Annotated in this window: 16 protein-coding genes; 2 read left to right on the top strand and 14 right to left on the bottom strand. The window is 44.8% G+C overall.

The window, feature by feature from the left end:
* Window positions 1–175: 175 nt before the first annotated feature.
* The 5 genes from J7E38_RS07670 to J7E38_RS07650 all read right to left on the bottom strand — a co-directional run bounded on the left by J7E38_RS07670 (window position 176) and on the right by J7E38_RS07650 (window position 4,885).
* On the bottom strand, window positions 176–1,504 hold the full coding sequence (locus tag J7E38_RS07670) for a murein hydrolase activator EnvC family protein (RefSeq protein WP_214706281.1): 1,329 nt from the start codon (window positions 1,502–1,504) through the stop codon (window positions 176–178).
* A gap of 99 nt (window positions 1,505–1,603) precedes the next feature.
* A complete protein-coding gene (gene ftsX, locus J7E38_RS07665; RefSeq protein ID WP_214706279.1) occupies window positions 1,604–2,497 on the bottom strand; it encodes a permease-like cell division protein FtsX in 894 nt (297 codons plus the stop codon).
* Window positions 2,487–3,173, bottom strand: coding sequence for a cell division ATP-binding protein FtsE (ftsE, locus tag J7E38_RS07660; RefSeq protein ID WP_214706277.1), 687 nt, complete (start codon window positions 3,171–3,173; stop codon window positions 2,487–2,489). Before ftsE ends, ftsX begins: the two co-directional genes overlap by 11 nt.
* A gap of 437 nt (window positions 3,174–3,610) precedes the next feature.
* On the bottom strand, window positions 3,611–3,925 hold the full coding sequence (gene cccB / locus J7E38_RS07655) for a cytochrome c551 (protein WP_214706276.1): 315 nt from the start codon (window positions 3,923–3,925) through the stop codon (window positions 3,611–3,613).
* A gap of 51 nt (window positions 3,926–3,976) precedes the next feature.
* Entirely contained in the window at window positions 3,977–4,885 is a 909-nt protein-coding gene (locus J7E38_RS07650; protein WP_215038299.1) for a YitT family protein, read from the bottom strand.
* A 349-nt stretch (window positions 4,886–5,234) separates the two neighbouring features.
* On the opposite strand from J7E38_RS07650, the gene J7E38_RS07645 reads away from it, so the two are divergent.
* The gene (locus J7E38_RS07645; RefSeq protein WP_214706274.1) at window positions 5,235–7,808 is read left to right on the top strand and encodes a CoA-disulfide reductase; all 2,574 of its coding nucleotides are present in this window, start codon (window positions 5,235–5,237) and stop codon (window positions 7,806–7,808) included.
* A 316-nt stretch (window positions 7,809–8,124) separates the two neighbouring features.
* Entirely contained in the window at window positions 8,125–9,081 is a 957-nt protein-coding gene (locus tag J7E38_RS07640) for an NERD domain-containing protein (protein ID WP_214706273.1), read from the top strand.
* Window positions 9,082–9,126: 45 nt separating this feature from the next.
* Here the strand turns inward: J7E38_RS07640 and prfB are convergent.
* The 9 genes from prfB to flaG form a co-directional block, all read right to left on the bottom strand.
* Window positions 9,127–10,237 (bottom strand): peptide chain release factor 2 gene (gene prfB / locus J7E38_RS07635; protein WP_215038298.1). Its coding sequence is split into 2 segments (ribosomal slippage): window positions 9,127–10,164 and window positions 10,166–10,237, totalling 1,110 coding nucleotides; the frame shifts between segments, so codons are not numbered across the junction.
* A 101-nt stretch (window positions 10,238–10,338) separates the two neighbouring features.
* Entirely contained in the window at window positions 10,339–12,852 is a 2,514-nt protein-coding gene (gene secA, locus J7E38_RS07630) for a preprotein translocase subunit SecA (protein WP_214706272.1), read from the bottom strand.
* 330 nt (window positions 12,853–13,182) lie between these two features.
* Window positions 13,183–14,025 (bottom strand): DUF1028 domain-containing protein, encoded by an 843-nt coding sequence (locus J7E38_RS07625; protein ID WP_214706270.1) that lies wholly within the window; start codon window positions 14,023–14,025, stop codon window positions 13,183–13,185.
* 108 nt (window positions 14,026–14,133) lie between these two features.
* On the bottom strand, window positions 14,134–14,679 hold the full coding sequence (gene hpf, locus J7E38_RS07620) for a ribosome hibernation-promoting factor, HPF/YfiA family (RefSeq protein ID WP_041963944.1): 546 nt from the start codon (window positions 14,677–14,679) through the stop codon (window positions 14,134–14,136).
* 173 nt (window positions 14,680–14,852) lie between these two features.
* The gene (locus J7E38_RS07615; protein WP_214706269.1) at window positions 14,853–15,236 is read right to left on the bottom strand and encodes a DUF8042 domain-containing protein; all 384 of its coding nucleotides are present in this window, start codon (window positions 15,234–15,236) and stop codon (window positions 14,853–14,855) included.
* 9 nt (window positions 15,237–15,245) lie between these two features.
* Complete coding sequence (gene fliT / locus J7E38_RS07610) at window positions 15,246–15,587, bottom strand: flagellar protein FliT (protein ID WP_214706268.1); 342 nt, start codon at window positions 15,585–15,587, stop codon at window positions 15,246–15,248.
* The gene (gene fliS, locus J7E38_RS07605; RefSeq protein WP_214706267.1) at window positions 15,587–15,988 is read right to left on the bottom strand and encodes a flagellar export chaperone FliS; all 402 of its coding nucleotides are present in this window, start codon (window positions 15,986–15,988) and stop codon (window positions 15,587–15,589) included. Before fliS ends, fliT begins: the two co-directional genes overlap by 1 nt.
* 22 nt (window positions 15,989–16,010) lie before the next feature.
* A complete protein-coding gene (gene fliD / locus J7E38_RS07600; RefSeq protein WP_214706266.1) occupies window positions 16,011–18,113 on the bottom strand; it encodes a flagellar filament capping protein FliD in 2,103 nt (700 codons plus the stop codon).
* A 12-nt stretch (window positions 18,114–18,125) separates the two neighbouring features.
* Entirely contained in the window at window positions 18,126–18,491 is a 366-nt protein-coding gene (gene flaG, locus J7E38_RS07595) for a flagellar protein FlaG (RefSeq protein WP_214706265.1), read from the bottom strand.
* Between the last annotated feature and the right edge of the window lie 29 nt (window positions 18,492–18,520).

The following is an 18,520-nucleotide window of genomic DNA, read 5'->3' as shown; positions in this document are numbered from 1 at the left end:
CAACTGCTCCTCTGCCGTAAAATTTTCTATGATTCCCATTATATGACGAAGAGGGACAGGGTATGAAGGATTAATTTCAGGCAAAAATCGTTTCTGGTTTTATTTTACAAGTTTCCGAGACTATTAAACGGGAAAATAAAAAAGGAAGAGATGCGAAATCTCTTCCTTAAAGTGATTATCTCAAATATGGAATTGGATTGACATAGTTTCTCTTGTCAGGAGTCCAAGGTCCTTTGTGCAATTCGAAGTGCAAGTGCTGACCTGTCGATTGGCCTGTGCTGCCCATTGTACCAATTCTTTGTCCTTTTGATACTACTGAACCTTGCCCTACTTTTCTTGAACCAGATCTCATGTGTGCATAAACAGTCGTATAAATCTGTCCGTTAATAGAATGGGTGATAAAGATAACTTCTCCATAACTGCTGGATGTATAAGATTGGCTGACATACCCATCCGCTGCGGCTACGATTGGAACAGTTCCACCGCTAGCAATATCGATTCCATAGTGATAAGCTCCCCATCTTGAACCAGTGTTTGAAGAAACATAACCACGAGCAGGCCACATGAACATGCCATTCGATACTGGAGGGGCAGAAACTTCAGGAGCTGGTGCAGTTGAAGCGGAAGCAGATGATCCGCTGTTTTTCTGTTTCGCTGCCGCCGCTGCTCTTTCCCTAGCTAATTTAGCTTGTCTCTCACGCTCGGCTGCAATCTCAGCCTGACGCTTCTTCTCAAGGGCGATCGCTTTTTCGATTGCTGCTGCTTGTGAAGCTAAGATTTGCTGCTGTTCGGCAATATCATTGATTTCTCCGTGCATTTTGTGCTCTTCGTGTTCAAGCTCTTTCATCAATTCTTTCTGTTTAGCAATTTTCCCTTTAAGCTGAACTTTCAAGTCTTCCAAGTCTTTCTTCATCGATTGAAGGTTTGCAAGCTTTGTTTCAACTTCCTTTTGCTTTTTCTCCAAGTCGTCTTTATCTTTTTGATGCTGCTCAAGAATACCTCTGTCAGCTTGTACAATGGTCGTAACCGCATTTACTCGGTCGATGAAATCACTGAAGCTTTGTGCACCCAGGAGAACGTCCATATAACTTACCGTTCCCCCGCTTTCCTGCATAGAGCGGGCCTTTTCCTTCAATAATTCATTTCTTTTTTCAATACGCTCAATCAGTTCTGCGATTTCAACTTTCAACTGCTCAATTTCAGCCGTTGTTTGGGCGATCTGTGCAGTTTTATCTTGAATTTTCTTTTCGGTATCTTTCACTGAATTATCTAATGCACTGATTTCATTCTTGACTTGATCTTGTTCAGATTGAATCTCAGTTATTTTAGATTTTTTCTCATCAATTTCACTGTTTAAACCGGAACGCTTATTTAAAGCTTCCTGCCTTTGTTTTTCCAGATTCGAAATTGATTCTGCATTCGCATGATTCGTATAAAATGGGCTTACAATGGCCCCCAGGCTTAAAGTACTGACTACTGCTAGTGAGAGTATCTGCTTTTTCACTAGATCTTTCCCCTCTCTTACTCATGATAGTTTCGTAACTTTGTCTTTCTATCTATCGTCTATTATTTATGTAGTGTTAAGGAAGAATTTCAATCTCCCTTACACCTTCAAGAACTTACGGACGGACATGAGACTTCCCCAGATTCCAATTGCAGCACCCATAATGATCAGGATGGCTGATAACTGGTAAACAAACGGGTTAAATTCAAGCAATCTTATGAAATGATCTTTTAGCTTTTCGTTCAAGAAGTCGTAAGCGTAATAATACGCTGCTGATACGACGGCGATCGGAATCACCGCTCCAAGAATACCCAACCATAGTCCTTCAAGGAAGAACGGCCACCTGATAAAACCGTTTGTCGCTCCAACGAGTCTCATAATCTCAATCTCTCGTTTACGCGCCATAATTGTGATTTTAATTGTATTGGAAATCAGGAACATGGCAGTAAAAAGAAGTCCGACAATGAGGACGAGTCCGACATTACGGCTTACTTTGATAAAACCGAATAGTTTTTCAACCTTGCCCTGACCATATTTTACAGTTGCTACATAATTCAGCTTCTCGATCTTCTTTGCGACTTTCATTGTGTCAGTAGGATTTTTCGTCTTTACGACGAACACATCGTTCAAAGGATTGTCCTGCTCAAACAGCTGGAAGGCTTCACCCTGGTCTCCAAGACTGTCGATCAGATTCTCAAGCTCTTTTTCCTTAGGAGAAAAAGTTACATTCTTGATACCAGAAACCTGATTGATTTGCTGTTCCAATACCTTTTTATCTTTGTCATTCGCTGCTGCATCCACATGGACTCGGATTTCTACATCCTCCTCAATTGTGGTTGCGACTTTATTTAAATTCATCATAATGACGAAAAAGACACCGACCAAAAGCAAGGTAACCGTTACGGCACTTACGGATGCGAACGTCATCCAGCCATTCCGGCCTAAGCTTTTAAAGCTTTCACGAATGTGGCGGCGGAATGTTCTAGCTTTCATATCCGTAATCACCTTTCATTTCATCACGCGCAATCCGGCCGTTCTCGATCGCAATAACGCGATGCTTGATTGTGTTGACGATTTCTTTGTTGTGGGTAGCCATGACAATCGTGGTTCCCCTCATATTGATTTCTTCAAAGATGTTCATGATTTCCCATGAAGTGTCCGGATCAAGGTTACCCGTTGGCTCATCGGCAATCACCACTTTCGGTGCGTTCACTATTGAACGAGCGATAGCAACGCGCTGCTGCTCCCCGCCTGAAAGCTCAGTCGGTAGCGCTCTGGCCTTATGCTTCAACCCGACAAGTTCCAAAGTCTCCATTACCCGCTTTTTGATATATTGTGGTGATTCCTCAATAACCTCCATCGCAAACGCGACATTTTCATAGACTGAAAGAGTATTGAGCAATTTGAAGTCCTGGAATACCACGCCAATATTGCGGCGAAGCAATGGCACTTTGCTGTCCTTAAGCTTTGCGAGATTGACACCATTTATAATGATGGAACCTTTTGAAGGCTTCACTTCCCGGTACATCATTTTTATAAAAGTAGATTTCCCGGCACCGCTGGGTCCTACCACGTATAAAAATTCACCTGCATCTATATGAACATTAAATCCATTCGCGGCCATGATGCCGTTGGAATAAGTCTTGTAAACATCCTGCATATCGATCATTTTTGTATCACCTTAGATAGTTAGTCTTATCACACGGCTATTCTTCGACAATTTGTAACAAACCTATTATAGCATCTCACACTATCAAAAAAACCCCTTATTATATTACAGTTTCTTTTCAAATTACATAAAAAATACCACTTTATACCTATTGAGGGTAATTTATGAACCTATTTATTGTGCTAAGTTAGCTATTTATCTAGTAAAATCCGCACCTCTTCAACACTTCTCCATTTGTCGAATTTTCAGTTTTATTACTGATATGTAACAAAAAATGCTATAACTTGTATGTACAAATTGTGAAGCTTGCTGAATTGCTAAATAATTTGGCGATTTTACAAAAATGCATAAGGACAGCAATAACCCTCGTATCAGACTGGTAAAATCGGCGTAAAAAAAACGTCCTGATGATGATCAGAACGTTTCCCTCATAGACCTTATTTCTTGTTTGCCAGCCATTCAGCCACTGCGGAAGCGTCGTCACCTTCCAATAATTTTGGAGGCATTGACCCTTTACCATTGGCGATTGTGCTTTCAATCTCATCCTGTGATAGACGTGAACCTACATCACTTAACTTTGGTCCTACGCCGCCTTCAAGATTGCCGCCATGGCAGCTTGAGCATTTTTGGTTAAAAAGCTTTTCCGGATCTGCACCAGCTTTGTCGCCGCCAGCTTCATCGCCGCCACCACCGCCGCAGGCTGCCAGTGCCAAGGAGGTTCCCATTAATAGAGCTAATAATTTCTTCTTCAAACTTAACTCCCCCTAAGAAAATTTTGCATACACGACTATTTTATACCAATACTAAGCCCTTTTAAAACCCTCGCCCAATACCTCTGAAGCATCCATTACGATCACAAATGCAGCAGGATCAATGGATTGGACCAATTGTTTCAATTTTGTGAACTCCGTCTGGTCCACAACACACATAATGATTGGCCGTTCCTGGTCCGTATAGCCGCCGTATGCTGATAGTTTTGTCACTCCACGGTCAATTTTATTCAAAATCGCTTCGCGAACTTCATCCTGGCGGTTCGTGATGACCATCGCCATCTTCGAGCGCCCGATGCCAACCTGCACAAGGTCGATTGTTTTACTAGTCACATAAAGCCCGATCAAAGCATAAAGACCGCGTTCAATATCAAAGACAATCGCTGCCGACAATACAATGAGTCCATCAATTAACGCCACGCAGGTCCCAAGTGAAAGTCCAGTGTACTTATGGATGATTTGCGCGGCCAAATCCGTACCGCCAGTTGACGCATTTCCTCTAAATACTATCCCAAGGCCCAGACCGACACCGATGCCGCCGAACAATGACCCAAGCAAAGGATCGAGAGTCCAGGGCTTCACATCATTCGTCAGGAACACGACAAATGGAAGGAAAATGGTTCCTGCAAGAGTTTTATACCCATATTGTCTTCCTAGTAAAACAACCCCCGCGATAAACAACGGGATATTAAAAGCCCATTGCACGTATGCCGGCTCCCAGCCAAGCGTCGCATCCAAAATAGTACTGATCCCGCTCACTCCGCCTGAAGCCACACGGTTCGGCAGCAGGAACACATTAAACGATACAGCCACAATTCCAGAACCTATCAACACATATACATATTCAATCAGCTTGTAAAAAGCTGGATTAATCGTCCGATTTCGCCGTTTTTTCAATGTCCTATCCCCTTTTTCCATTAATGCCGTCAGTGAGTATAGCATGTGTCGAATTTTCTGTAAACGCTAGCAGTGCGCCGTGTTAAAGGATGAAAGAAAGACTTCGATTTTATATGGAGAGTTCTGTCATCTTTTTTTAGGCAACACAGTGTCAATTAGGAACCAGAGATTTTTTAAGCAAATGTTTCGACTTACCTGCAGAAATTTGTGAAATTATGAACATTGTTTGACGATTCACCAAATACCCTTACCCCTAGTCGTACTTTGTGATATATTTCACGTATAAGGATGCGGTCATATTGATTAGTCTTTCCTGTAATAAGAAGAAATTATTTTTTTAACTGAGATTGCTCAACTTTACACAATAAAATTCTCTAGAAAGAGGGTAATATATATGGCTAAAAAAGTGGTAATCGTAGGTGGAGTTGCTGGCGGGGCTACAACTGCTGCACGTTTAAGAAGATTGGATGAACAGACAGAAATCGTGATGATCGAACGCGGTGAATATATTTCTTTCGCAAACTGCGGCCTTCCATATTATATCGGCGGTGCCATCCAGGAACGCGATGCATTGCTTGTGCAAACAGTTGAAGGCATGTCCAAGAAATTCAACATGGACATTCGCAATCTGAGCGAAGTGACTCGTATTGACCGTGAACACAAGGTAGTAGAAATTACTGATTTAAAAACTGGTAAGAGATATGAAGAAAATTATGATGTACTGGTTCTTTCACCAGGGGCTAGCCCAATCAAGCCTCCGATTCCAGGCATTGGTGAAGCGGAAGCATTGTTCACGCTTCGCAATATTCCGGACACTGATAAAATCAAGGCATATGTCGATGAGCAGAAGCCGAAGAAAGCAACAGTCATCGGCGGCGGCTTCATCGGTGTTGAAATGGCCGAAAACCTCTGGGAACGCGGCGTCGAAGTAACTTTAGTTGAGATGGCAGACCAGATCATGGCGCCGATCGACTTTGAAATGGCTTCTATTTTACACCAGCATCTGCGGGAAAAAAGTGTGAACCTGGTTCTTGAAGATGGCGTGAAATCATTTGAAAACAACGGTAAGTTAATCAATTTAAACAGCGGCAAGCAAATCGAGACAGATTTGGTCATCCTTGCGATTGGCGTTGCTCCAGAAAATAAATTGGCTAAGGAAGCTGGGCTGGAGCTTGGCTTGCGCGGTACCATCCGTGTCAACGAACGCCTGCAGACAGCTGACGAAAGCATTTACGCAATTGGTGACGCGATTGAAGTGAAGGACTACATCAACGGACAGGCGACCCATATTCCGCTTGCATGGCCTGCCAACCGTCAGGGACGTATCGTTGCTGACCATATCAACGGCATCGACTCCAAGTACCAGGGAACACTTGGCACCTCCATCGCGAAGGTGTTCGACATGACCGTTGCCGCCACAGGTAACAACGAGAAAACATTGAAGCGTCTTGGCATTTCTTACGATGTCGTGCATGTTCACCCAAGCTCTCACGCCGGATACTATCCAGGTGCGTTCCCTATCGCGCTAAAATTGATCTTTGACCGCGAGACAGGAAAAATCTTTGGTGCTCAAGCAGTGTCTTATGATGGTGCCGACAAACGTATCGACGTTCTGGCAACTGCCATCAAAGGCGGCATGACGATTTTCGACCTGCCAGATCTTGAGCTGGCATACGCACCACCATATTCTTCTGCAAAAGACCCAGTCAACATGGCAGGTTACGCAGCGAAGAATATCGCCGAAGGTCTTGTGGAAACCGTTCAATGGCATGAAATCAACGACATCCTTGCAGACGGCGGCTACCTGATTGACGTCCGTGAGCCAATCGAGCGCGACATGGGCATGATTGAGGGATCTGTTAACATCCCGCTTGGGGAGCTTCGTGAGAGACTTGGAGAGATTCCTACGAAAGAAGTGTATGTATACTGCCAGGTCGGTCTCCGCGGCTACCTTGCTTCACGTATCCTTAAGCAGGCTGGATTCAATGTTCGCAATCTGGATGGCGGATATAAGACTTACTCTTGTGTCTACGAGCCGGATGCCAGCCAGAACTGTGGTACACCAATCAGCGATAATGGTGTTGCCCAGCGTAATGCTGCGATGGAGGAGATTGCTGCTGGTGCTGCGCAGAGCAGTGTTGGATTAGCAGTTGAGGCAGCTTTAGTGGCTGCGGCTCCTTCCGTCGCAACTGTACCGCCAACCGTGAAGACGACTCTTGATGCTTGCGGCCTGTCTTGCCCTGGCCCAATCATGAAGGTGTACAAAACAATCGGCGACATGCAGGACGGCGAGGTGATGGAAGTCCACGCAACAGATCCAGGATTCGCGAAGGACATCAAGGCATGGTGCGAAAAGACCGGTAACAAGCTAATCAGTAACAAGTTTGAGGATAAGAGATTCAAGGCACAGATCATGAAAGGAAACTTCGTGGTGCCTTTGAATACGATGGCAGCACCGGTGGAAGTTCCTACAGGCAAGCCAACAGCTGTTCCAGCTAAAAACGGTGCAACGATGGTCGTGTTCAGCGGTGACCTCGACAAGGCCATCGCAACCTTCATCATCGCATCCGGCGCCGCGGCGATGGGTAAAGAGGTAACCTTGTTCTTCACCTTCTGGGGACTGAACATCCTGAAGCGCAATGACGCACCGGCAACCGAGAAGGACATGATGGCAAAAATGTTCAGCATGATGATGCCAAAGGGCGCAAACGACCTGCCATTATCCAAGATGAACATGGGCGGCATGGGTGCGAAGATGATCAAGACCGTCATGGCCAACAAAAACGTCGACAGCCTAGAAACCCTGATGAAAAACGCCATGGACGCCGGCGTGAAGCTCGTCGCCTGTGGCATGAGCATGGACATTATGGGGATTTCAAAAGAAGAGCTGATTGATGGAGTCGAGATCGGCGGAGTTGCAGCATATCTTGGAGATGCTGAGGATTCTGGATTGAATTTGTTTATCTAATTTGGGAGCGGCCTTCTTCGGGGGGCCGCTTTTTTTGGTACAGCACGCGTGCGGGTTGGGTGGGTGGGATTGCTAAAAGAAGGTGACTGGCTTTTGTATTTTCCTAGTTAATTGGTAAACGTAGAGATTATTGCAGTTTTCGTAGAGAATGTGGTCCATTTCGTAGAGATTATGCTTTTTTCGTAGAGAATAATTGAGATTCCGTAGAGATTACCTTCGATTATTAGTGAATATTTCTCATCTCCCCCTCTTGTAGCAGGAATTATAGTATATTCTGTCGAAGAATTTAGGATCACACACAAGGAGGAAACCAATTTTGATTGTTAAAAGAAGAAAAGTACCATTAAGACTCAAAATAAATGATGCTATCTTAAGAAGATTGCCCGATCCACATCCCAAACGGGCAGAAGTCTTGCAGGATTCAATGAGATTCGGAGCTGGCCACAAAGGAGAGGTAACTTTAGACTACTACACTAGCCTGCTCCATGAAGATGCCTTTCACATATTTCAGGGTTTGCGCTTAAAAACAGGTGAAACTCATTTCCAAATGGACTCCTTGCTCCTCTCCCCTTCTTTCGCCATTATTATCGAATCCAAGAACATGGCAGGCACTCTCACTTTCAATTCCCAATTCAATCAAATGGACCGAAGCTTTAATGATAAGACAGACACGTTTGATGACCCACTTCTACAGGCAAGAAGACACCGCATTCTCTTGCTAAAATGGCTGAATCTCCATCATTACCCTATGATTCCTATCGAATACCTAGTCTTCAGCAGTAACCCTTCAACTGCCTTGCGAAACCCCACTAATGATCCAGAGGTATACCATCGCGTATGTCCACCCGGAAGACTAATTTTTAAAATTGAAGAGTTTCTTTCAAAGTATAAAAAAGACACGCTTACCTTAAAAGAACATAGGAAGCTAAGTAAGCTATTACTAAAGAGTGACCAGCCTCCTGATTCCCACCTTCCAAAATTTCAAATCACCCCATCTGATTACCTTACCGGAGTCCAATGCCCGTCTTGCACTCGTTATGCTATGGAGAGATACAGCGGTACTTGGAATTGTCCCCACTGCGGAGCAACTGCTAAAGATGCCCACTTACAAGCATTAGAAGACTATTTTCTCTTAATTTCCCCAACCATCAATAATCAGCAGTTTCGGTCGTTCGTGCATTTACCATCCCAAAAACTAGCATCCAAGCTGCTGGCAAATTCAAATCTCATTGCGACTGGAGCTACAAAAAGCAGAAGGTACCAACCGAAATAAAAAAATCCCCCGCCAACCCGGCGGGAGATTCCTAATAAGGTTGGGTTACTCACCCAAACTCAACTTAGACCTCAAATAAGCATCAATAAACATATCAATATCCCCGTCCATGACAGCCTGCACGTTGCCGGATTCGGCGCTGGTGCGGTGGTCTTTTACCATGGAGTATGGATGGAAGACGTAGGAGCGAATCTGGCTGCCCCAGCCGATTTCTTTTTGCTCGCCGCGGATTTCGTCCAGTTCGGCTTGCTGCTGCTCGATTTCACGCTGGTATAGCTTTGCTTTCAGCATCTTCATCGATGTTTCCCGGTTCTTGATCTGTGAACGTTCTGCCTGGGATGATACAACGACACCTGTCGGCAAGTGCGTGATCCGAACGGCTGAGTCAGTTGTGTTGATGTGCTGACCGCCGGCGCCGCTTGCACGGTACGTATCGATTTTCAGATCTTCCGGACGGATTTCGATTTCGATTTCGTTATTGAATTCCGGCATGACTTCACAGGATACAAATGAAGTATGGCGGCGGCCAGAAGAATCGAATGGAGATATACGAACCAATCGGTGTACGCCTTTTTCCGCCTTTAAATATCCATAGGCATTATGACCTTTGATCGCTAAAGTGACACTCTTGATTCCCGCTTCGTCACCAGGAAGGTAATCCAAAGTCTCAACCTTGAAGCCGCGCTTCTCCGCCCAGCGTGTATACATACGCAACAGCATCGAACCCCAATCCTGTGACTCGGTTCCGCCAGCACCTGGATGCAATTCAAGGATTGCGTTATTTTTATCGTATTCTTCACTTAACAGCAACTGAAGCTCGAACTCGCTCATGCGCTCTTTGAACTCGACAAGCTCCTTCTCCAGCTCTTCCCGAAGATCCGCATCGTCCTCTTCTTTTACAAGCTCATAAGTCAAATCGAGATTTTCGTATGTCTCGCTAAGCTCATTAAAAACATTTACCTGTTCTTTAAGCGCATTTGCCTCATTGATGACGACCTGTGCCTTCTGCTGGTCATCCCAGAAGTCAGGCGCAAGCATGCCGTCTTCTAACTCTGCGATTCGCGCTTCCTTATTTTCGAGGTCAAAGAGACCCCCTGAAGTCCGCTAATTTCTTAGCTGTTTTCTCAAGCTCATTTCTGATATCTGCTAATTCCATATCATTCACCTCATAGTATATTATAGCTTTTTGCTAAATGAATTTCACATCTGGTCTACAAAAAGAAACCAGCGGGTTGCCCGCCGGCCTCTTGTATCAGTTTATTCAGCTTTGCCGCAGCAGTTCTTGTATTTCTTGCCGCTGCCGCAAATACATGGATCATTACGGCCTACATCCATTGTTTTGACAACTGGCTTCTTCTTCACTTTTCCGCCTTCGTCTTCCTTCGGATTCACCGCCTGGCCTTTAGCAACTTCCTGGCGCTCAAGGTTGCTGCGGATTTCAGCCTTCATGATATATTTCGCAACATCGTCTTCGATGGATAGGACCATGCTCTCGAACATTGCGAAGCCTTCATGCTGGTATTCGCGCAGTGGATCGATCTGGCCATATGCACGCAGGTGGATACCCTGGCGCAGCTGGTCCATCTGGTCGATGTGGTCCATCCACTTCGAGTCAACGGAACGAAGCACGATGACCTTTTCAAACTCACGCATCTGTTCATCAGTCAACATTTCTTCTTTTTCATCATAGCGGACTTTCACCTTCGCCATGATGGCTTCGATGATTTCATCCTGCTCTTTGCCGCGAAGGTCTTCGACAGTGATGTCACCTTCATGAAGCAGGTTGCCGTTCACATAATCGATGATGCTGTTCAGATCCCATCTTTCCATATCTTCGCCAGCTGGCGTATGGGCGGAAACATTGCGCTCCAATGAAGATCTGATCATATTTTCAACGATGCTGCGAAGGTTTTCAGATTCAAGAACCTCGTCACGCTGCTTGTAGATGATCTCACGCTGCTGGCGAAGAACATCGTCGTACTGAAGCAATTGCTTACGGGCATCGAAGTTGTTGCCCTCAACACGTTTTTGCGCGGATTCTACGGCTCTTGAAACCATCTTACTCTGGATTGGCTGGGTGTCATCCATGCCAAGGCGTTCCATCATTGTTTTCATATTATCAGAACCGAAGCGGCGCATCAGTTCATCTTCCATTGAAAGGTAGAACTGAGTGACACCAGGGTCTCCCTGACGACCAGAACGTCCGCGGAGCTGGTTATCGATACGACGGCTCTCATGTCGCTCGGTACCGATGACCGCAAGACCGCCAAGCTCTTTGACGCCCTCGCCAAGCTTGATATCTGTACCACGGCCCGCCATGTTTGTCGCAATCGTCACCGCGCCCATCGAACCGGCCTCAGCGATGATATCAGCTTCACGCTCATGGTTTTTCGCGTTCAGGACATTATGCTTGATGCCTTTTTTCGATAAAAACGCAGAGATGATTTCAGATGTTTCAATCGCAACTGTACCGACAAGAACAGGTTGTCCCGCCTGGTGGCGCTCCGCGATATCATCGGCAACTGCCTTGAACTTGCCTTGCATCGATGCGTAAATTAAATCCGGACGGTCGTCACGAGCGATCGGACGGTTTGTCGGGATGACGACTACGTTCATGTTATAGATATTGCGGAATTCCTCTTCCTCTGTCTTTGCTGTACCAGTCATACCGGACAGCTTTTCATACATACGGAAGTAGTTCTGGAATGTGATCGTCGCAAGTGTCATGCTTTCATTCTGGATATCAAGGCCTTCCTTTGCCTCGATCGCCTGGTGCAAGCCTTCGCTGTAACGGCGGCCCTTCATCAGACGGCCAGTGAACTGGTCAACGATGACGATTTCGCCGTCCTGGACGACGTAATCAACATCCTTGTGCATGCTCGCGTGCGCCTTCATTGCCTGATTGATATGGTGAAGCAATGTCACATGCTTGATGTCAAAAAGATTATCAATGCCGAAAGCCTTCTCAGACTTCGTAATCCCTTCCTCTGTCAGCTGGACACCCTTCGTTTTTTCATCATATGTGTAGTCTTCTTCACGCTTCAATGTGCGGACGAATGCATTCGCCTGGATGTAAAGTGCAGCCGATTTTTGCGCAGAGCCGGAAATGATCAACGGCGTACGCGCTTCATCGATCAAGATGGAGTCAACTTCATCGATGACGCAGAAGTGCAGCGGGCGCTGAACCTTCTGGTCGGAGTAGAGCACCATGTTATCGCGCAGATAGTCGAAGCCAAACTCGTTGTTCGTACCATATGTGATATCAGCACGGTAAGCTTCCTGCTTCTCTTCCTTCGTCATGCTGTTCAGGTTGAGACCGACAGTCAGGCCAAGGAATTCATACAGCTGGCCCATCTCGACGGCGTCACGGCTCGCAAGGTATTCGTTGACCGTGATAACGTGCACGCCGCGGCCAGTGATGGCGTTCAGGTAAACCGGCATCGTCGCTGTAAGGGTTTTACCTTCACCAGTCTTCATCTCAGAGATATTTCCCTCATGAAGAGCGATACCACCCATCAGCTGGACTTTATAAGGATACAGGCCAAGAACACGCTTGGCGCCTTCACGGACAACCGCGAATGCTTCAACAAGAAGGTCATCAGTCGATTCGCCATTCTGGTAGCGATTCTTGAACTCTTCCGTTTTTTCCCTAAGCTGGTCATCAGACAGCTTTTCCATATCACCTGCAAGCGCATCGATTTGATCCGCCATTTTTGTCAATTTTTTAATATCGCGTTTATTCTGGTCGAAAATTTTCGTTAAAATCCCCATACAGACGCTCCTTTTATCTATTGAATCTCGTTGAAATCGAAAAGCGCAAGCGCCTTGTCCAGCCCCGACAAGCGTTGGAGGGCCGACCGGTGAAGTCGTTCTTTGACTTCATTGGGCGGACCGAAACGACTCGAGGGGCTAGGCGCTGGAGCTGGCCAATTCTCGAAGTGAATTATATTTATTATCCCAAAGAAAAAAGATTCGCCCTGAATGCACCGAATCCCTTTTAGAAAAATTCGATTTATTGCTTCTTACTATTTTACCACTTAGGACAAGGGGTGACAACCAATCGGAAAAGTCCCCCTGCCGGCTGACAGGGGGACTCAATGATTATTGATTTTTCATAAACTCCAAAACTTCTAGGTCGATCTTGCCTTTTTCCTGTTCACGTTCTTCGAAGTTTTCCGTGTGGATATAGGCAGTGAGCGCTTTATGGAGTTCAGCATCGTCTGCAGGGTCTGCCTTCAGATAATCAAGGCGCTTCAGATGCTGTACGACTGTATCCCTGACCTCTCCCTCGACTGCTACAACGTTCTCCGGCTTCGCTTTGGCAAAATAAAGCTGCTGCAAGCCATAGATGCGGATCAGCTCCGTGATTGGTTCAGGATGATCATCAACACGGAGGTCAATGTAACGGTCATTATAGCCTCCATAGCCACCCTGTTCCTTGACGACAAGAAGTGCCGCCGACTGCTGGCCCCTGCTGTCGCCACCAGCTTGCTGGCCGGCATTGAGTGCCTGAAGCAAGCGGTGTGCAAGCGAGCCTTCCGTTGATTCAAACGTTTCAGCAATTGCTTTTACCGTATTTTCGTCCACTAGAATATTTCCCTGGGCTGCAAAATGCTTGCCAGTCACTCCGCCTGCCCAGTCATAACAGTATGTACCTGTAAAAGTTGCTGCATTACCCTCGGCATCAATCAAGCCGACCTGGCGCATTTCTTTGTCTGGGTCGTCCTTTGTGATCAGCTCCATCGCCTCTTCAGCTGATTTTCCCTGCACCATCAATTCAAGTGCCTGTGGCCCATATGCTGTATTTGCGTAAGACTGAGTAGCCACAGCTCCCACTCCTGCTTTCGCAAATGGAACAACAGCCCCTACGCCAAGAAATTTAGATTGTACCGCAATTCCCCATTCTTTTTTCTGGGGATCATAACCTACGATTGAAAATGTCATATGTATCGCCTCCTGTAAAAATATTTCGGCACTCGGTATAATTTTCCCTTCAAAAGAACAAATTAAAACCCACAGCCAACTTCTGACTGTGGGTAGAGTGATAGATTATTACTGTGCTTCAATCAAGCCATAGCGACCGTCGTTACGCTTGTAAACAACATTTGTTTGGTTTGTTTCTGCGTTTGTGAACACGTAGAAACTGTGGCCCAGCATGTTCATCTGCAGGATCGCCTCTTCGCTGTCCATCGGCTTCAGGTCGAAGCTCTTTGTACGGACAACTTCAAGGTCTTCATCTTCTTCAACCTGTTCAACTTCTGTGAAAATCGGAACGAAATCCTTCAGGCTTTCCTTATCACGGAATTTGCGGTTGACCTTTGTTTTATGCTTGCGGATCTGGCGCTCAAGCTTATCAGTGATCAGATCGATCGCCGCATACATATCTTCATGAAGCTCTTCTGCGCGAAGCACAAGATCCTTCATCGGAATTGTAATTTCAACTTTTGATTTTTTATCTTGGTAAACTTTCAAATTCACATTTACATTGGCATTGGGTGACTCCGTAAAATAACGCTCAAGCTTAGCAACCTTCTTCTCAACGTACTCTCTGATTGCTGGAGTTACCTCAATGTTTTCTCCACGAATGTTGTAGTTCATAGTGGACTCCTCCTTTGGGATATGACTATGTATTACTAATTCTATTTTACCCCAAAGAACTCCTGCAAAAACAGTCTGAAGATTTGACATTTTTATGTCTGTTTTTACTGTCGGAATAGTGGATAATTTGTAGGATTTTGTCCGTAAATCAAAAACCGCCCGATTATGGGCGGCTAGAGAATGTAATAAGGCTTTATCTCCTGGTCGATCGTAAATCTCCAAGACAAAAACACTGGATATATTTTCTTACTGATTATCTGGTCAACCTGAACGATGTCATTAACGTTTCCCAGCAGTTCGGTTGCCTCAAGGACCTCTTCAAACCGCTCAATGTAAACCAAAAGGCCAGGGTTCTCGGCAAAATGTTCAGAAATAGCCGGATGGGAGTCATCAATCTGTGAAAAAGCAAGGAGGATATCTTCCCATAGGTCCATTGCTCCTTCATACCTTAACTCCTCAAAACATACCGGTATATGCTCGAATGCCTCCTGGATTGTCTCCAGCAAGCCCACATATTGCTGGACTATGTGGAATTTCTCTTCAGTCAGGGTTGCCATCCCATCCACCTAATTTCTTTTGTCGTAAAACACGCCGTCGGTCGAGAGGTTATCATATGGGTTGACGTACTTGTTATTGGATTCCTTTTTGGCCTGCAAACTTTTTATGTCCTTCTGAATCGAAATTTTCTCCGATTGTAAAAGCTGCATCAGCCTGGTATTCAGCTGGACCAGCTTTTTTCCGACCTCTACCTCATCGGGAGAAAAAGGTGGAATCATTTCTTTCATCAGGCTCTCACGTTCATCCAGCAAATCTTCGACACGACTAATTTTCCCATCGCGATCCTCTGTCGATTTAAGGATATCGATCAATTCCGCTGTCCGCTCGTAAAATTGGCTGACCGGACCCACTAGACTCTTCCACTCTCGGCAAATTGCTTCTGGCGGTTCACCTGGATGACCTGCTTCCAAGTATCGCGGAATTCCGTTACAAGTCCTTCGACTTCCTCCAGGATTGCTACTTCATTCTTGATATTCGCCTCGATTAAACGGCGGTATATATAATCGTAAAGAGACATCATATTCTGTGAAACTTCCAAATCCATATTCAGCGTGACCATCAGTTCCTGAACGATTTTCTGCGCCTTGATGATATTTGTATTCTTCGTTTCAATGTCCTTCTGGTCTATTGCATGTTTCGCCAGATTGATAAATTTTAAGCAACCGTTATATAACATCAACGTCAACTCACCCGGCGAAGCCGTGTTGACGGATGATTGCTGGTATGACTGGTAAGGATTATTTAATGCCATTTAGAACACTCCTTTTTAAAACTTACATACTGAACTGCTGCATCAGGTAGGCAGACTGGCTGTTCGCTTTTTGTATCGCTTTTTCCATCGCAGTGAACTGGCGCCAATAGCGGCTTTCCACTTGAGTAAGTCGTGATTCAAAACGTTTAATTTGACTATCAACACTCAACAAATCTTTTCCGAGGCTGAATTGCTGGTTAGTTGAAAAAGCATTCCCCGCCTTTTCTCTCAAATTGTCCATAATTTCATTGGCCGTATCATATAGTCGTTGTGTAATTCCGTTTTGCGAATCCGTATTACCAGTGGCATTGAACAATTTCTCGACAGACAGTGGATCTGCTTCAATCGCCTTCTTCAATTTTGCCTCATTGATCTGCAGCTTCCCGCCTTCAAGGTAATTAGCTGATGTGGTGATCCCGATGCTGGCCAGTTGGTTAAACAACGGGCTGACCTCGGCATTTTCGACTGGTGTGTAAAAATCCATCCGCATCTGCGACAATGCACCTGTTAGAATAGTATCTCTTCGCAACAAGCCGCTTTTAGACTTTTCTTCCCACTGCTCCTGTTGCTTTTCACTCAAGGTTTCACGCTGCTCATCTGTTAATGGTTGATAATCTTTATAATACGTCTCAGATGTTTTCTTTTGAATCTTATCAATTAGTTCATTGTATTTATCGACGAATTTCTTGATATTATCAAACACTGTTGTCGTGTCATTATTGATATTCACCGTAATCGCAGGATCTGTGTTCAATGCCGGATCTGTATTAGTATTGAAGGTCTGCTTTAAAGTAAAAGTTACTCCATTCATATCGAAAGTATTCGATGTCCGCTCTGTAGACAGGCCGTTGATGGTAAACTCAGCGTTGGCTCCAACTGTTGTAACCAGGCCTGATGCAAACCCTAAGGTATCTTCTATAAAGCTGCCGGAAAAATCCATCTCATTACCAGCAGTATTGAAATCTCCAGTTTCCTTCCTAGTCATGGTCATACCTTTGGTAAAATCATCATAGAACATCGTGACACCTGCATCGGAAGAGTTGACCTCGTTGATAACCTGGTTCAATGACTCATTTCCCTTTACCAGGAAATTCTCAGTCACCTTCACGTTCCCTGTTTTATAAGAAGAAACGGAAAAGTCGGTATACTTTTGATCATAGGTTAGTTCAAGTTTTATTGGATCCGTAGTTGATCCGGCCAGAGTACGCATAGCATCAGAAATCTTAATGTTTCCTGTGATGGTATCCAGCACCCCTACCTCTTCGGTTCCCCTCATGATTCTCCTGCTATTCGGTTCATTTGTTACTGTTTCAAGTGTCAAATCTTCCGGAGCAGCAGTGCCAATGTGCAACTTCAATCCTGTGATATTATCCAGTGCCCCATTTGTAAGTTGCAACGCCTGTGTGTCTTTTGTGATCGAAGATGTGGTTTCGGTTTTGGTTTTTGATACATATTCCACAGACACTGAGCTGTCTTTAGTAATAGTATTTCCGAAAATCAAGTTACCAGTGTTTGTATCAAATTGTACCTGAGCTTCCCCGGCAGTTGGTGTTCCCGTAACTACCTCATAGCTCTTGCCGTTCACCTTAACACTCCATGATGACAGCTTTGCAGAATCAAGGTTGTCTATTTCAGTTGCACTAAGCCCAAGATTGACAGTTGTACCCTCTGCTGTCGTTTTCACTGTCTTACTTTCCACGACTCCATTGTTAAAGGTTATACCATTTGTAAAAGTTTGCGATAACAATGGTTTACTGGCATCAAAACCCGTGCCAGCAATGGCACCTGAATTTTTAACAGTTTCCGCACTGGCCAATCTTTTCACACTGGAAATCGAAAAGGACGATTCGCTTGCAGAACTATTTGCAGTCGCTGAAACACGGGCATCATTCGTAGAGGAGGTCGTCCTTACCCGGAAGGTCGATGATAGCTTCATAGTCGTCAGGTCTTTCCGGAAATCCAGGAAGAGATTATTCATCGTACGATAATCATCCCGACGCCACTCTAAGACCTGCTTCTTTTGCTTCAGTTTATTAACGGGCATACGTTCTGCCTTCATTAGATCTCCAACAATTTGATCGATATCCATTCCGCTGGCCAAACCGCCAATTCTTAAATTCGCCATGTATAATCACCTTTAGATTTTTTTATCCACCATAAGACCAATGAACTTATTCATTGCTGCATAGAAGTCAAGCATTTTCTTTGGAGGAATTTCTCTTACAACTTCCTTAGTTTTTTCATCAATGATTTTAACAAAATATTCGTTTAACTCTTCGTGGAATTCAAACTTTAGTGCTGTAGGTGATGCTTCCATAAATTTGTTCATGGTATCTACAATTTCTTTAACTTTTTCTTTAGGTAAATTAATATGTTCTTGGTTCTGTTCTTTTAACTCTTTAAATAGTCCTAGATCAATTCCCTGGGTCTGGTTAGTTATTTCACTATTGTTGTTTGTTCTGAGTTGTGAGGAAATTGGGTTAGATGACAATCTTTCAATCATCTCTTTATCCCCCTACTTAAGTCTTTTAT

Origin of the sequence: Bacillus sp. ISL-35 (genome assembly GCF_018613355.1) — a bacterium.
In the GTDB taxonomy this organism is placed as follows: Bacteria; Bacillota; Bacilli; order Bacillales; family Cytobacillaceae; genus Mesobacillus.
The sequence above is the reverse complement of the archived record's forward strand: the minus strand, read 5'-3'. Positions and strand labels throughout refer to the sequence as shown.

Excerpts from the sequence above, each read along its gene's own strand:
- hpf (WP_041963944.1), bottom strand. The coding sequence starts at position 14,679 with ATGAACTACAACATTCGTGGAGAAAACATTGAGGTAACTCCAGCAATC.
- ftsX (WP_214706279.1), bottom strand. The coding sequence starts at position 2,497 with ATGAAAGCTAGAACATTCCGCCGCCACATTCGTGAAAGCTTTAAAAGC.
- fliD (WP_214706266.1), bottom strand. The coding sequence starts at position 18,113 with ATGGCGAATTTAAGAATTGGCGGTTTGGCCAGCGGAATGGATATCGAT.
- ftsE (WP_214706277.1), bottom strand. The coding sequence starts at position 3,173 with ATGATCGATATGCAGGATGTTTACAAGACTTATTCCAACGGCATCATG.
- J7E38_RS07645 (WP_214706274.1), top strand. The coding sequence starts at position 5,235 with ATGGCTAAAAAAGTGGTAATCGTAGGTGGAGTTGCTGGCGGGGCTACA.
- J7E38_RS07650 (WP_215038299.1), bottom strand. The coding sequence starts at position 4,885 with ATGCTATACTCACTGACGGCATTAATGGAAAAAGGGGATAGGACATTG.
- flaG (WP_214706265.1), bottom strand. The coding sequence starts at position 18,491 with ATGATTGAAAGATTGTCATCTAACCCAATTTCCTCACAACTCAGAACA.
- secA (WP_214706272.1), bottom strand. The coding sequence starts at position 12,852 with ATGGGGATTTTAACGAAAATTTTCGACCAGAATAAACGCGATATTAAA.
- fliS (WP_214706267.1), bottom strand. The coding sequence starts at position 15,988 with ATGGCATTAAATAATCCTTACCAGTCATACCAGCAATCATCCGTCAAC.
- J7E38_RS07625 (WP_214706270.1), bottom strand. The coding sequence starts at position 14,025 with ATGACATTTTCAATCGTAGGTTATGATCCCCAGAAAAAAGAATGGGGA.
- J7E38_RS07615 (WP_214706269.1), bottom strand. The coding sequence starts at position 15,236 with ATGGCAACCCTGACTGAAGAGAAATTCCACATAGTCCAGCAATATGTG.